Here is a 14720-nt window from a genome sequence, read left to right as displayed (position 1 = left end):
AGATTTTTCTTAAGTAAGCGGCCCTTAGTCAAGGTGTAACATGAAAATAAAACTTGACTGAGATCATGTTTGCGCATTAAACAACGGTAGCGTGTGCATATTAATGTGAACTTAAGGATTGCATATGCCCACACAAATGTCGCGGGAAAGGCGTTGCGAACTGGAGAGATCGTCAAAGGATGAAAGATAAATGAACTGGCAGGTTGTCACTTTTTTTGGCGATAGCACCGTACTGTTACCCAGTGCGGCAGTATTGTTTATCGTGCTTTTTCTGCGAAAAGATTCAAAGCAGCTGGCCTGGCACTGGGCGCTGCTGTTCGGCATAACCGGCGCAATTGTCTGCGCATCAAAACTGGCATTTATGGGTTGGGGTATTGGGATTCGCGAGCTGGACTTCACTGGCTTTAGCGGCCACACCGCATTATCTTCAGCTTTCTGGCCAATCCTCTTATGGCTGCTGTGCGCGCGTGCTACACCAGCTCTTCGTTTTACTGCTGTCATAGTGGGTTATGCTCTGGCCGGACTGGTTGGCTACTCCCGACTGATGGTCCACGCACATTCAACTTCTGAAGTCATTGCCGGCTTACTGCTGGGAGCCGCAGGCAGCGCAATTTTTCTGCTGCTACAGTCACGCGTTCGCGCCACTCATACAGCGCGGTTATCCTTTGGCAGTCTGGCGAGCATGGTGATTATCCCGGCGCTTCTGCTGAATACGGGGGCGAAGGCGCCAACCCAATCTTTGCTGAACGAGATTGCGGTGAAGATTGGCCCACTGGAAAAACCTTTTACCCGAGCCGATCTGCATAAGCGATTTTACTGATTCAGACAAACGTGGAAAAGATGAAGGATTCAGAAAGAATCATGTCGTGTTCACATTGTATGCAATATGAAATTTATGATGAAAGTGTCAGTAGCGGCGATATTTCATATCCATGAAATAAATTTGTGATGGGTCATTCTGCGCAATAATTAGCGCAATGATAATCAGCCAGGATGTTTCCTAAATAAGTTTTCTGGCTAAATATCGAATTTATTAATGATAACAACAGCGTGGCATACTTCTTTTTACTATCAATTTTTGTAGTTGACTAACTATAATTAACTTGAAGCTAAGTCAACACACTTTTTGTGGTGAAAAAAGCAATAAAATCATAAAGTTGAGATTATTCAGTTGCTTTGTACTGGTTCCATTTTTACGTGAAGAGCAGAAAACAATAGCGTTATCGGCAATTGGTTCGTGGCGCTGGCAACGTAACTGATAATGTGAGATTACGCTCCCAATTGAGGGTAGAATCTCGTAAACTTATGGCCGCGAAATTGTTTGCTTTGATGGATTAATCGCCGATTTATCGGAATCTACGATCGAATTTACAGGGAAAGAAGTACAGTGCATTGGTAGCTGTTAAGCCAAGGGCGGTAGCGTACCTGCGACCAGGCCTTTTCTCTATATCACATCTCATTTTATGCGACAGAAATTCCTAAAGTGGACTCGATGCAGGTGATTCTCTTCGCAACCTGTATATACTAGCGAGTTGTCATCAAATCAGGACGTATTCGTCTTGAGGCGGGCAGATAAACTGCGGGTATGAGGTGCGATGGAATAGCCTTCAATAACAATTTCGCATACATTGTGTACTGCAGGTAGCCTGCGAGTAGAAAACGAGCTTTAGCACGGCGTTCCGATCGGCATGCTTTCGTTTTCTCGGGCCAATACCTGTAGACCAAACATAGCAAAGGTTGGCGTCAGAGGGCGCTGCATCTATCAGTGTTCCCCTTGTCGCGCCAGCTTGCGAAAACGGGGCTTTAAATGGATCTTGTACAATGATAAAAATTGCGCGAATCGCACTCGCATTAGGGCTGTTTACTTCTGCCAGCTCACTTGCCTATGCCTCCGGGTTAGTGATGAATGACAACGAACTGCGCAACGATCTGGCGTGGCTCTCCGATCGAGGCGTTATTCATCTCAGCCTGTCGACCTGGCCGCTGAGCCAGGAAGAGATTAACCGGGCCCTTAAGAAGGCAAAACCCTCTTACTCTTCCGAACAGGTTGTTCTGGCGCGAATCAACCAGCGCCTCGACTCTTTAAAAGCGGATTTTCGGGTGAGCGGCTATACCTCAACGGATAAGCCCGGAACGCCGCAGGGCTTTGGTCAGAATCAGCCTGCGGATAGCTCTTTATCATTAGCCTTTAATAACAGCGGCGAATGGTGGGATGTGCACCTGCAGGGCAACGTTGAAGGTGACGAACGCATCAGCAACGGTTCACGTTTTAATGCTAACGGCGCCTATGGCGCGGTTAAGTTCTGGAACCAGTGGCTCTCATTTGGTCAGATGCCGCAGTGGTGGGGGCCGGGTTATGAAGGCAGCCTGATCCGCGGTGATGCGATGCGGCCAATGACCGGCGTTTTAATGCAGCGTGCTGAACAGGCCGCACCGGAAACCTGGTGGCTGCGCTGGATTGGCCCGTGGCAGTATCAGATTTCCGCCAGCCAGATGAATCAATATACCGCCGTACCGCATACCAAAATTATCGGCGGGCGTCTTACGTTTTCTCCTTTCCAGTCCCTTGAACTGGGCGCATCGCGCATTATGCAGTGGGGCGGGGAGGGGAGACCGGAGTCGTTTAGCAGCTTCTGGGATGGTTTTACGGGTAAAGATAACACCGGTACAGCGAATGAACCGGGTAACCAGCTAGCGGGTTTTGATTTTAAATTTAAGCTAGAGCCTACGCTTGGTTGGCCGATTAGTTTCTATGGGCAGATGATTGGTGAAGATGAATCTGGCTATTTACCTTCAGCGAATATGTTCCTTGGCGGCGTCGAAGGACATCATGGTTGGGGCAAAGATGCCGTCAACTGGTATCTTGAAGCGCATGATACGCGGACGAATATGAGCCGAACCAACTATAGCTACAGGCACCATATCTATAAAGATGGCTATTACCAGCAAGGCTATTCACTCGGTGATGCTATGGGAGGTGATGGTCAACTGTTTGCAGGTAAAGTCGAACTGGTTACGGAGGATAATCAACGTTGGAGCGCGCGTTTAGCATATGCGAAGGTTAACCCCGAGAATCAGACAATTAATAAGGCGTTTCCTCGTTCGGATACGTTGAAAGGTGTGCAATTGGGATGGAGTGGGGATGTGTATAAATCGGTAAGACTGAACACCTCTCTCTGGTATACAGATGCAGACAATAGCGATAGTGATGACGTGGGTGCGAGCGCGGGGATAGAAATCCCATTTAATTTATAGCCTTAACACAGCTTTGGAAATAGGCTGTTGTTTGGGAGTTAGAAACTTTTGGTTTACTGATGATGTGACATTATGAAGAAAAAAATTGTTAGATTTTCGGCATTGGCGTTAACAATAGGATTTTTATCTGGCTGTACTATCATGCCTGGTCAGGGGTTGAATAGCCTTCGTAAGAACGTCGTTGAGCTGCCGGATAGCGATTACGACCTGGATAAACTGGTTGATGTATATCCAATGACTCCTGGGTTAATTGAAAAATATCGCCCAGACGCGATTTTGGCTCGTTCAAATCCAAAATTAGATGATTTAATACGTAATTATGAGTATCGAATTGGTATCGGCGACGTGTTAATGGTCACCGTTTGGGATCATCCTGAATTAACAACACCGGCTGGTCAATATCGTAGCGCAAGTGATACGGGCAACTGGGTGAATTCTGATGGGACTATCTTCTATCCGTATATTGGTAAAGTTCAAGTTGCAGGAAAAACTTTAAGTCAGGTTAGACAAGACATTGCCAGTCGATTGACAACATATATTGAAAGTCCACAAGTCGATGTTAGTATTGCCGCCTTTAGATCGCAAAAGGTATATGTAACTGGCGAAGTTACAAAATCAGGTCAGCAACCTATCACTAATATTCCATTAACAATTATGGACGCGATCAACGCTGCAGGAGGACTTGCTCCTGATGCTGATTGGCGTAACGTTGTTCTTACACATAATGGTAAAGATACAAAAGTCTCTTTATACGAGTTAATGCAAAAAGGTGACCTTACTCAGAATCACTTACTTTATCCCGGAGATATTTTATTTGTTCCTCGAAATGATGAACTGAAAGTCTTTGTTATGGGAGAAGTAGGTAAGCAAACGACATTAAAAATGGATCGGAGTGGCATGACATTGGCTGAGGCATTGGGCAATGCTGAAGGAATGTCACAGTCTATGAGTGATGCAACAGGAGTTTTTGTTGTACGCCAATTAAAAGGTGATAAAAATGGTAAGATCGCAAATATTTACCAATTAAATGCTCAAGATGCATCCGCAATGGTTCTTAGTACAGAATTCCAGTTACAGCCATACGACATTGTCTATGTAACTGCAGCACCTCTTGTGAGATGGAATCGAGTTATATCTCAGCTTGTACCGACTATAACTGGAGTACATGATATGACTGAAACCATTCGCTATATTAAGAGTTGGCCATAATATGTTTGATTCAATTTTAGTTATATGCACAGGTAATATTTGCCGTTCTCCGATAGGCGAACGGCTTTTAAGAAAACTGCTACCCACAAAGGTGGTTGATTCGGCTGGAACTAACGCAATGGTTGGTTATAGCGCAGATCTAAATGCTTGCAAAATTGCTTCATTACATAATCTTTCGCTTGAAGGTCATGTAGGTAAGCAATACTCGGCTGCATTAGGGCGTCAGTACGATCTCATACTTGTAATGGAAAAAGCACATATAGAACAAATCGGACGTATTTCTCCCGAAGCTAGAGGGAAAACAATGCTATATGGTCACTGGTGCAACCAAAGAGATATCCCAGATCCTTATCGAAAAAGCGAAGAAGCATTTGCATCAGTATATAATTTAATAGAATTGGCCGGTGAACGATGGGCTGAGAAACTAGGCGCTAAATAATCAGGAATATTTTAATGTCACCAGTTATTAATAAACAACCATCTCAGGAATCTGATGAAATCGATTTTGGTCGCTTAATCGGTGAGTTGATTGACCATCGCAAATTGATAATATCAGTAACATCTCTATTTACACTTATTGCACTAATATATTCCATTTTTTCTACACCTGTGTATCAAGCTGATGCATTAATTCAGGTGGAGCAAAAACAAGGTAACAGTATTTTAAGTAATTTAAGCCAAATTTTACCAGATAGCCAACCTCAATCTGCTCCAGAAATTGCATTACTGCAATCCAGAATGATCTTGGGTAAAACGGTTGATGATCTGAATTTACAGGCCGTCATCAAACAAGATTACTTTCCTATTTTTGGACGTGGCATAGCAAGGTTGCGAGGAGATAAACCAGGTAGCTTAACTGTCTCCCGTTTTTATATTACAGGTAGCTATGACGACATTCCTAAAATTAAAATAACAGCGCAAGATAATAATAACTATACAGTAGAATATAATGATGAAACATTCAGCGCAAAGATTGGTAGTTTAATCAATAAAAATGATATAACGATTAAAATTGATAAAATAGATGCGGAACCTGGTTCTAGTTTTACTATTTATTACATATCAAAATTAGATGCAATAGCCGAGCTACAGAAAAAGTTCAGTATTGCTGAGCAAGGGAAAGATACAGGTATATTAAACCTATCCCTTACAGGGGATAACCCGAAGCTAATAAAGGAAATTATCAACAGCATTAGTGAAAACTATCTCGCTCAGAACATCGCAAGGCAAGCCGCACAAGATGCGAAAAGTTTGGCATTCTTAAATGAACAATTACCAATTGTAAGAAGCGATCTTGATACTGCTGAAAGTAAGCTTAATCAGTATCGTAGGCAAAATGATTCGGTTGATTTGTCATTAGAAGCTAAATCTGTACTTGATCAGATAGTAAATGTTGATAATCAGTTGAATCAATTGACTTTTAGAGAATCTGAGATATCGCAGCTATATACAAAAGAACATCCAACTTATAAAGCATTGCTTGAAAAACGAAAAACTTTGCAAGATGAAAAGTTAAAACTCAATAAAAAAGTTTCTGCAATGCCTGAGACCCAGCAAGAAATTTTACGCTTGAATCGAGACGTTGAGTCTGGACGGGCTGTATTCATGATGTTACTTAATAGACAACAGGAGCTGAATATAGCAAAATCTAGTGCTATAGGTAATGTCAGGATTATTGATAATGCGGTAACTCAGCCCGAGCCAGTCAAGCCTAAAAAAATATTAGTTATCATAGTCGGCTTAGTTCTTGGCCTTTTGGTTTCAGTTGGTGTTGTTTTGTTACGCGTATTCTTACGAAGGGGTATTGAAACACCTGAGCAACTCGAAGAGTTGGGTATAAACGTATATGCAAGTATTCCTGTTTCAGAGTTACTAACTCAAAAAGCTACCAAGGTGGAGGGGTGGAAAAGGAAGGAACAATCTGAAAGTCAAACGTTCCTTGCTATCGAAAATCCAGCTGATATTGCAATTGAAGCAATTAGAGGATTACGTACAAGCCTTCACTTTGCGATGATGGAGTCCAGAAATAATATTTTAATGATATCTGGTGCTAGTCCTAACGCTGGTAAGACCTTTGTTAGTACCAATTTATCCGCGGTAATAGCGCAAACTGGAAAATCCGTTCTTTATATTGATACCGATATGCGTAAAGGTTATGCACACAAGCTCTTTGCGTTAGATAATAATCATGGTCTTTCGGAAATATTATCAGGAAAAGTTGAAGTCTCTCGAGCTGTCAAAAAAGTAACTAGTGCAGGTTTCGATTTCATTTCGCGAGGACAAGTTCCTCCTAATCCTGCTGAATTGCTTATGCATAGGCGTTTTGGCGAGATATTAGCTTGGGCCGAGCAAAATTATGACATTGTAATTCTCGATACCCCACCCATATTAGCTGTCACTGATCCTGCAATTATTGGTCATTATGCCGGTACTACATTACTTGTTGCAAGATTTGAAAAAAATACAGCGAAAGAAATTGAAATAAGTGCAAAACGTTTTGAAAATAGTGGTGTTATTGTGAAAGGTTGCATTTTGAATGGAGTGGTGAAGAAAGCTAGTAGCTATTATGGATATGGCTACAATAACTATGGCTATTCGTATAATGATAAAGAGTAATATTGATTAAAACACTAACCCCAAGTTATTTTAACTATGCTTGGGGTAGTGAAAAACCAAATATTATATCAATATGATAATATTTATTTGATTAAATTTGAGAGGATTTCATGAGGCTTCTCGTAAAGAATGTTATTGTTAGTATCGCATTGGCTCTATCAGATTTTATTTCATTTATTCTATCTTTATATATAGCACTGGGCATTCTATCAATTAGTGTTGAGAAAAGTAATTATTTATTATTAACAAATGAAACTGATGGATGGTTTTTACTTCATTGGGTGCTCGGAGTATGTTGTATTGGTTGGTATTCAATCAGATTGAGACACTATTTTTATCGTAAGACATTCTGGTTTGAGCTTAAAGAAATACTTCGCACTCTAGTTATTTTCGCAATAATCGAAATTGCTGTAATGGCTTTTGCTACTTGGTCATTTTCTCGTTATTTATGGATAATGACTTGGCTATTGATAATGGTCCTTGTTCCATTATCAAGGATGGTAACTAAATCTCTATTGAACAATGCGGGGTTGTGGCAAAGAGATACCTGGATAGTAGGTAGTGGTGAAAATGCTCGGGAGGCATATAAGGCTATTAGCGGCGAGAAAAATTTGGGTTTAAACATTGTTGGTTTTATTTCGAGTCCTGGTGGTGTGCCAGCAAAAGACACAATTGATGATATTCCTGTTATCGAAAATAACTTAGAATGGCTTATTGATATCGATCCTAAAACGCAGTTCATTGTTGCAGTAGAGTCCCATCAAAGCGACATAAGAAATGCTTGGCTCAGAACCTTTATGATTAAAGGTTTTCGCTACGTTTCCGTTATTCCAACATTGCGTGGTATGCCACTTGATAGCACTGATATGTCATTTATCTTTAGTCATGAAGTGATGATATTCCGTGTCCAACAAAATCTCGCTAAATGGTCATCAAGGATCCTTAAAAGAGTTTTTGATATTATTGGTTCCTTATCTATAATTATAATCCTTTCACCAGCCTTATTATATATAAGCCGAAAAGTCAAAAAAGATGGAGGGCCAGCAATATATGGCCACGAAAGGATTGGGAAAGGAGGCAAACCTTTCAAGTGTTTAAAATTCAGATCAATGGTTATCAACTCTAAAGAGGTTCTTGAAGAACTTTTAAATAATGATATTGAAGCAAAACAAGAATGGGATCTGACTTTTAAGTTGAAAAATGATCCTAGAATAACAAAAATAGGAGGTTTTCTCAGAAGGACAAGTTTAGATGAGTTGCCACAGTTATTCAATGTGCTTAGAGGGGAAATGAGTTTGGTTGGGCCAAGACCAATTATAACCGCTGAGCTGGAGAGATATAATGAAGAGGTTGACTATTATCTCTTAAGTAAACCAGGTATGACAGGACTGTGGCAAGTTAGTGGGCGTAGTGATGTAGATTATGAAACTCGAGTTTATCTTGATGCTTGGTATGTTAAAAATTGGTCAATGTGGAATGATATCGCTATTCTATTCAAAACAATAGGTGTTGTATTAAAAAAAGATGGCGCATATTAATTTGTAATCTTTATACTATCTTTCAGGATAAATTTATAAATGAAATACTATATTGCTATCCCAACATATAATGGTGGGGAATTATGGCATACTACAGTCGAAAGCATTAAAAAGAATGTCCCTGAAAATACATTTGTGCATGTAATTGACTCAGGTAGTAAGGATGATACTGCAGTAATAGCAAAAAATAATGGCTTTGATGTGGTTTCAATTCAAAGTTCGGATTTCAATCATGGTGGAACTCGCAACCAAGCGATTAATAACTATATCGATAATTATGATGTGGTTATATTTTTAACACAGGATGCGATACCTGAACCTGGTTTTATTGATAATATTATGTCTGTTTTTCAAGATGAAGAAGTTGTATGTGCCTATGGTCGGCAATTACCACATTCAGACGCAAGCCCATTGGCACAGCATGCTAGGTTATTTAATTACCCAATTAATGGATATATTGCTTGTAAGGCCAACATACCATCGATGGGCTTGAAAACAGTATTCATGTCAAACTCTTTCTCAGCTTATAGATTGTCAGTCTTTAAAGAATTAGGCGGATTCCCTTCAAATACAATATTATGTGAAGATATGTATTTTACTGCTAAAGCAATATTGGCAGGTTATAAAGTAGCCTACGTACCTGAAGCGAAGGTACATCATTCTCATAATTACTCACCGATAGAAGAATTTAAACGCTATTTTGACATTGGTGTATTCCATACGGATGAACCCTGGATTAGACATAGTTTTGGTGGTGCCGGAGGAGAGGGGAAACGTTTCATAATTTCTGAGCTTAAGTATTTAATAAAAAATTCTCCATCGTGGATACCTGTATCATTTCTATATAATGTGATGAAAATTATAGGTTTCAAAATGGGGAAAAACTACAAGGTTTTACCAAAGTATTTAATTAAAAAATTTAGTATGCATAAAAGGTTCTGGAACTTTTAAAATATAATAGTTTGGATTTTTATATTTCATTTTGGATAGACATTTTTATTGCTACGGGCAAGAGTTGAAACAAAATAATATTCAGCTCATGAAATGTTTTTTAGCTTGATATGCCGGGCAATGTCACGTTTTATTGCTCGGCGAGTTTTAGATTGGATATTATTAGAATAATTAATGTCTATATTTAAAGAGTGTTCAATAAAACTATGTGCTTTCCTGGTTGAGAGTTAATATAATATACCCAAGATTCTAATGTTCGTAAATAATAAGAATTAACTAATCATTATTTTGATATCTGTCAAAAATAATGATTGGATGATTAAATGATATAAAATTAATAATAAACTTTTATAATTTTACATTAGTTATTGTTGAGGGTTTTTCTTGGTATAACACACCTATTATAATTTTTGATTATGCGGTTTTTACTGGCCCTGAAGATTTTGTATAGTAGTGAGGCTAAAATGAGACGTAGAGATTTACTAAAAAGTATAGCATTTTCGCCATTGGTTTTGAGCGTGCCATCAAAAGGTAAAGAAGGTTTTAAATCTGAAACCGATCCTTTAGCGTGCCAGAGTAATAAAAATTCAGTTACACCAGAAATGTTTGGAGCTAGGCCAGATGGGGTTTTTAACAATAAAGAAGCTATTGAAAAAGCTCTACAATATGCTTATCTTAACGGAATGAGTTGTACCTTTTTAAAAGGTGTATATCACAGCGATGATATAAGTATTAATGTTCCGGTAAAAATTAATATACCAAATGGAAGCTATCTAAATTTCGAGCTTTCTATCGCAGGAAGTCTTTTTTCTGCTGAAAGTAATTCAAGAATAAAAAAAGGGTGGAAATCTTTTTCTACAGGAACTAATACGTTCTCTAATGAAAACCTTAAAATAAAAACGGGCGATGTGGTTTCTGTTTCTCTAGATGATCAACATGGTGGAAGTTCACAGTTCGGAAATGAAAATGGCATTGATATTTTAAATGTTGTAGATGTAAATGAATCAAATTTTATAGTTAAAAACGGAACCCGATTTCCTTATACATATCCTATCATAAGCAAACTGAAAAGCGTTGTTGCCTTTAAGGGGGGCCTGCATAAAGGTTCATATACGATTGTTGGCGACTTCACTAGCAAGTTTAGTTCGGGTGATATTATTAGGATTGAAAACGTTGATGGCACCGATAGCGTCGGTGGTGGAAAAAATTATTTTGAATACGTTAAAATTAAATCTATCGATGAAACTCATATAATCTTGAGTTCGCGTACTATCTACTCGCACTTGAATCCATGGCTTATAAGAACTAGTTTTTTAAACGAAGTTGATGTGACTGGTCAAGGCCGCATAAAAAAATTAGTATTAAGAAATATTAATGATCTAAAGGTATCTTCTTTATCTATAGATCGTCTTATTATTTCTAATTGCTACAGTATTAATGTTAATAATTTGAATGTTACTGGACTCAGTGAACCATCAACAGTTAATATAACGTACTGTTTTGGCAAAAGTATAATACAGAATCTAAAGATTGCAAATTCAGAAAGTAGTAGTGATAATTCAACTTTGAAGGTTATGAGTTCACCACAACTTGTTTTGTCAAATATAGTCATAAGTGATTCAAATTCATATTCAAATAAACAAAGTAATTATTCTCTCTTTGTCGATGCTTTATATACGCCATATTCCTGCTGGAATGATAATATAATTCTTAACAATGTTATTTGTGAGCGGCCGAGATCCAATTTCAAACGTGGAATTTGGTTTTACGGTTTACGGAATTCAGTTATTGAATCTATAGTCGGGGCTGATGTATTTCTTCAAGGTTCAGTGGATTGTTTTTTTAATAATTTCAATATATCAGAGTATAAACTAGAAACTAAGGACTTAGTTAGGTGTAATTTAAGTTTTAAATGTCAGAGTGCAATTATCAGAGGTGGTACAGGCAATATGCTAAAGTTGGATTTTGGTGGCCCCTCGTCTGATGATTCTCCGGTTAATAGTTATTGCTGCAAATTTACAAAGGGAACAGTAAATCCTGAAACAGGAACTAAATATATCCGAGGTGATAATAATCATCTTAACTTCAATAACCCTACCCGACAAAATAGTGGTAATGACATAGAAATTGAATTCCAAAATGATTTAACTATTGAGTCAATGAATGTGTCTTTTCTAAAAGTTAAAAATCATTTAAGCATAGGCAAGGAGGTTTCAAATGTTTATGTTAAGAGTGATTTTCAGAAAATGTAATATTTAGTCAAATTTAAGGTGTTGTTAATGGATATAAGTGTAGTTATACCATGTTATAATCGAGAAGGCAGTATTCTTTCTGCAGTACTTTCGGTGTTGAATCAGGTTGGGAATCATAATGTTGAAGTTATAGTCGTTGATGATGGTTCAACAGACAGTTCAATTGACATAATTAAGGATTTAAATATCAGGATTTTGAAAACAAATGGTAGAACTGGAGCCTGTAATGCAAGAAATATAGGGATTTCAGCAGCTAGTCATGATTGGGTTGCTTTTAATGATAGTGATGACTATTGGAGAATAGATAAACTAAATTATATTGAGAAAGTTATCAACTCAAATGACGTTACCATTGATTACATCTTTCATCCATTTGTGCGCATGGTTGGACTGAAGTCTATGGTTGGTGGGGTTTATAATGGTTCATCAGGTGTTATTAATGAAGATTTTGTGAAAGAATTATTAGCATGTAATATGATTAGTACTCAATGCTTAATTGCAAAAAAAAATACATTGATTGAATGTGGCTGTTTTGATGTTGAATTGAAGAGGTTTCAGGATTGGGAGTTGGCATTAAGAATCGCCGCTAAAGCAAGAGGTTTTTATATAGCAGAACTTTTGTCTTTATGTATTGAGTCACCTGATTCAATATCAAAAGGATTCAAAAAGGGGATAATTGCTCGTCAATACATTCTTGATAAACATCGTTCTCTATTTTTAAAAAATAAGTTGTCAATGTTTAAGTTTTTATTTTCACTTCAGCTTCGAAGCATCGTTAGTGTATTAAAGAGAGACTGAAATGGCTATAGTAAATGCTATAAGGAATTTTAGGATAAATAAGGGAAAGTTAACGTCTCCGTTATTTACTTTTTGCTTTATATGGCTTGGTGTCTTTATTCTTTATTCTTTGAGTTTATCAGACCTATTAATTTTTCCTATAAGTGAAATTGGGGTTACAGTCACAATAATTATTGTGCCTTTCCTGGCGGGGTATTTTCTTTTTTCCTTTGTGAATAGGTTGGCTCCTAAGAAGAAGAAGAATGGACCATACCATGTGGTCGATTTCCAATCAGGCGCCAAAAAAGCTTTAAAGAAAACAAGAAATTTGACGTGGTTTTTTTTCGCACTTGTTGTGGTTGAGATTGCTATTGCCGGCTATATACCTTTAATATCAATGGCTATGGGGCATACGGTCTCCCAATTTGCTTTTGGAATTCCTTCATTACATGGCTTTGTCCTTGCTTTTGGCTGCCTTTTAGTTGCATCTAATTATTATGATTATATATGCTTTAAAAATAAAAAATCCCTATGGTTTGCCTTATTCATTATTTCTATCTTTGTACTTCTTGTCACTAGAAAAATGATTATGGTGTCATTTATACAATTGGGAATGATACATCTCATTACGACAAAAGTTAAACCAAAAACTATTTTTTTAGTGGTTCTATCTGTATTGCTTGTTTTCTTATTATTTGGGTATATCGGAGATATTAGAACTGGCAGGCAGCTCTTTATACAATTGGCACATCCAAGCTTTGAATATCCTGATTGGATGCCTAGTGGTTTTATGTGGGCTTACATTTATATTGTAACTCCAATAGTTAATTTAACAAATGCTATACACATGGGACAAACAGATACAAACCTCAATTTTCTGTGCAGTCTTTTGCCGAAAGTAGCTAGGGGGGCATTACAATGTGCCGTTACAGATGAAGATGCATTTGCCAGATCCTATCAAATTAGTGGAGCATTTAATGTTGGCAGTGGATATATCGAGATTTTTCTTTCACAGGGAATTCTTGGGATGGCGATTTTCAGTTTTATACATGGCGTAATCTCATCTTACGTGTTTAACCGAGTTAAAAAGAAAAAATCTACAATTTTACTCTTCTCTGTAATTAGTCAGATCAATTTACTGCTAATATTTGGTAATGGTTATTTCAATCTTAATGTGTTAGCACAGCTCCCAATGGCCATGCTTTTTTTTAATAATAAAAGAATAGATTATATTTATGATGCAAATAGTGACGATGGAGTAATTCGTGAATAATGTAATTGCGGTTATTTTATATGGTAAGGATTTCTCCTCTTCTTTAACTTTGATTAATTTATTGAGAGTTGAGTTTCAAAACGCTCATCTCGTAGTGATAAATAACGGGCCAGTTAAAATTGCGTTTGATTCAGCATATCAAGCATTGAAAAAAAAATTTATTGATGTGACTTATTATGAATACTTGGAAAACAGATCTTTGGCTGTGATTTATAATACTGTCATTAATAATTTTAACAATTATGAACGATTTATTTTCTTTGATGATGATACCAATGTATCTGATGACTTCTTCAAAGATATGCTTAAAAATTACAATAATCAAATAGGACTACAAATTCCTAGGATTGTTGATTCAGAACAAAAGCTAATACATTATCCATTATGCAATGGTCACGTATTTGATAAGGTAATCCCTTATATTTTCGAAAGTCATGAAAAAATCATTTCAATTGGCTCTGGCTTAGTCATTTATAAAAGTCTTGTTGAATCTTTTAATGCGGAGGAGCTTACCCTCTTTGACGAACGTTATGCCTTATACGGTGTTGATTACAGTTTTTTTCGCAGAATTGAAAAAATAAAAAATCGTTACAACATTCATATCCAAATATTTAGTACAATGGAACACTCACTTTCAAAAACTTCTACAACTTTTTCTGATTGGCGTCACCGCGAACATCTTTATGACTATGCGATTTCTTGTCGCTTTTATTCTAAGTCGATTTTTCATATGATTTTAGGTATGTCAAGGTGTATTTTTAAAGAAGTTATTGCTGGGAGATATAAAAGTTTAAAGTTACTTACTTTAACTTTTATTAAGGGACATCATCCAAGATGTCACTGATCTTG

At 37.4% G+C, this 14720-nt stretch carries 11 protein-coding genes; all 11 read left to right on the top strand.

The features are described from left to right. Nucleotides 1–190 precede the first annotated feature (190 nt). Nucleotides 191–820: a phosphatase PAP2 family protein gene (locus BJF97_RS19430; protein WP_016946204.1), complete on the top strand. Its 630-nt coding sequence runs from the start codon at nucleotides 191–193 to the stop codon at nucleotides 818–820. Between the two features lie 1001 nt (nucleotides 821–1821). After that, nucleotides 1822–3255: a capsule assembly Wzi family protein gene (locus BJF97_RS19425; RefSeq protein ID WP_032693871.1), complete on the top strand. Its 1434-nt coding sequence runs from the start codon at nucleotides 1822–1824 to the stop codon at nucleotides 3253–3255. A 72-nt stretch (nucleotides 3256–3327) separates the two neighbouring features. Beyond that, nucleotides 3328–4464 carry a polysaccharide export protein gene (locus tag BJF97_RS19420; protein ID WP_032693870.1) on the top strand — a complete coding sequence of 379 codons (1137 nt, stop codon included), beginning with the start codon at nucleotides 3328–3330 and terminating at the stop codon, nucleotides 4462–4464. Nucleotide 4465: 1 nt separating this feature from the next. Further along, the gene (locus BJF97_RS32850; RefSeq protein WP_071993378.1) at nucleotides 4466–4903 is read left to right on the top strand and encodes an arsenate reductase/protein-tyrosine-phosphatase family protein; all 438 of its coding nucleotides are present in this window, start codon (nucleotides 4466–4468) and stop codon (nucleotides 4901–4903) included. 14 nt (nucleotides 4904–4917) lie between these two features. Next, nucleotides 4918–7080 (top strand): polysaccharide biosynthesis tyrosine autokinase, encoded by a 2163-nt coding sequence (locus BJF97_RS19415; protein ID WP_032693869.1) that lies wholly within the window; start codon nucleotides 4918–4920, stop codon nucleotides 7078–7080. A 110-nt stretch (nucleotides 7081–7190) separates the two neighbouring features. Further along, the gene (gene wbaP, locus BJF97_RS19410) at nucleotides 7191–8618 is read left to right on the top strand and encodes an undecaprenyl-phosphate galactose phosphotransferase WbaP (RefSeq protein WP_032693868.1); all 1428 of its coding nucleotides are present in this window, start codon (nucleotides 7191–7193) and stop codon (nucleotides 8616–8618) included. A gap of 39 nt (nucleotides 8619–8657) precedes the next feature. Beyond that, nucleotides 8658–9569, top strand: coding sequence for a glycosyltransferase family 2 protein (locus BJF97_RS19405; RefSeq protein WP_032693867.1), 912 nt, complete (start codon nucleotides 8658–8660; stop codon nucleotides 9567–9569). A 464-nt stretch (nucleotides 9570–10033) separates the two neighbouring features. After that, entirely contained in the window at nucleotides 10034–11821 is a 1788-nt protein-coding gene (locus BJF97_RS32845) for a hypothetical protein (RefSeq protein ID WP_223240602.1), read from the top strand. Nucleotides 11822–11848: 27 nt separating this feature from the next. Next, nucleotides 11849–12619 carry a glycosyltransferase family 2 protein gene (locus tag BJF97_RS19400; protein WP_032693866.1) on the top strand — a complete coding sequence of 257 codons (771 nt, stop codon included), beginning with the start codon at nucleotides 11849–11851 and terminating at the stop codon, nucleotides 12617–12619. A 1-nt stretch (nucleotide 12620) separates the two neighbouring features. Further along, nucleotides 12621–13871 carry an O-antigen polymerase gene (locus BJF97_RS19395; RefSeq protein WP_032693865.1) on the top strand — a complete coding sequence of 417 codons (1251 nt, stop codon included), beginning with the start codon at nucleotides 12621–12623 and terminating at the stop codon, nucleotides 13869–13871. Further along, a complete protein-coding gene (locus BJF97_RS19390) occupies nucleotides 13864–14715 on the top strand; it encodes a hypothetical protein (RefSeq protein WP_032693864.1) in 852 nt (283 codons plus the stop codon). The genes BJF97_RS19395 and BJF97_RS19390 overlap by 8 nt, the downstream gene beginning before the upstream one ends. Nucleotides 14716–14720 lie beyond the last annotated feature (5 nt).

Origin of the sequence: Klebsiella sp. LTGPAF-6F, assembly GCF_001753185.1 — a bacterium.
Lineage (GTDB): Bacteria > Pseudomonadota > Gammaproteobacteria > Enterobacterales > Enterobacteriaceae > Klebsiella > Klebsiella michiganensis.
This window is presented reverse-complemented; position numbering and strand designations above follow the sequence as displayed.

Excerpts from the sequence above, each read along its gene's own strand:
- BJF97_RS19430 (WP_016946204.1), top strand. The coding sequence starts at position 191 with ATGAACTGGCAGGTTGTCACTTTTTTTGGCGATAGCACCGTACTGTTA.
- BJF97_RS19425 (WP_032693871.1), top strand. The coding sequence starts at position 1,822 with ATGATAAAAATTGCGCGAATCGCACTCGCATTAGGGCTGTTTACTTCT.
- BJF97_RS19420 (WP_032693870.1), top strand. The coding sequence starts at position 3,328 with ATGAAGAAAAAAATTGTTAGATTTTCGGCATTGGCGTTAACAATAGGA.
- BJF97_RS32850 (WP_071993378.1), top strand. The coding sequence starts at position 4,466 with ATGTTTGATTCAATTTTAGTTATATGCACAGGTAATATTTGCCGTTCT.
- BJF97_RS19415 (WP_032693869.1), top strand. The coding sequence starts at position 4,918 with ATGTCACCAGTTATTAATAAACAACCATCTCAGGAATCTGATGAAATC.
- wbaP (WP_032693868.1), top strand. The coding sequence starts at position 7,191 with ATGAGGCTTCTCGTAAAGAATGTTATTGTTAGTATCGCATTGGCTCTA.
- BJF97_RS19405 (WP_032693867.1), top strand. The coding sequence starts at position 8,658 with ATGAAATACTATATTGCTATCCCAACATATAATGGTGGGGAATTATGG.
- BJF97_RS32845 (WP_223240602.1), top strand. The coding sequence starts at position 10,034 with ATGAGACGTAGAGATTTACTAAAAAGTATAGCATTTTCGCCATTGGTT.
- BJF97_RS19400 (WP_032693866.1), top strand. The coding sequence starts at position 11,849 with ATGGATATAAGTGTAGTTATACCATGTTATAATCGAGAAGGCAGTATT.
- BJF97_RS19395 (WP_032693865.1), top strand. The coding sequence starts at position 12,621 with ATGGCTATAGTAAATGCTATAAGGAATTTTAGGATAAATAAGGGAAAG.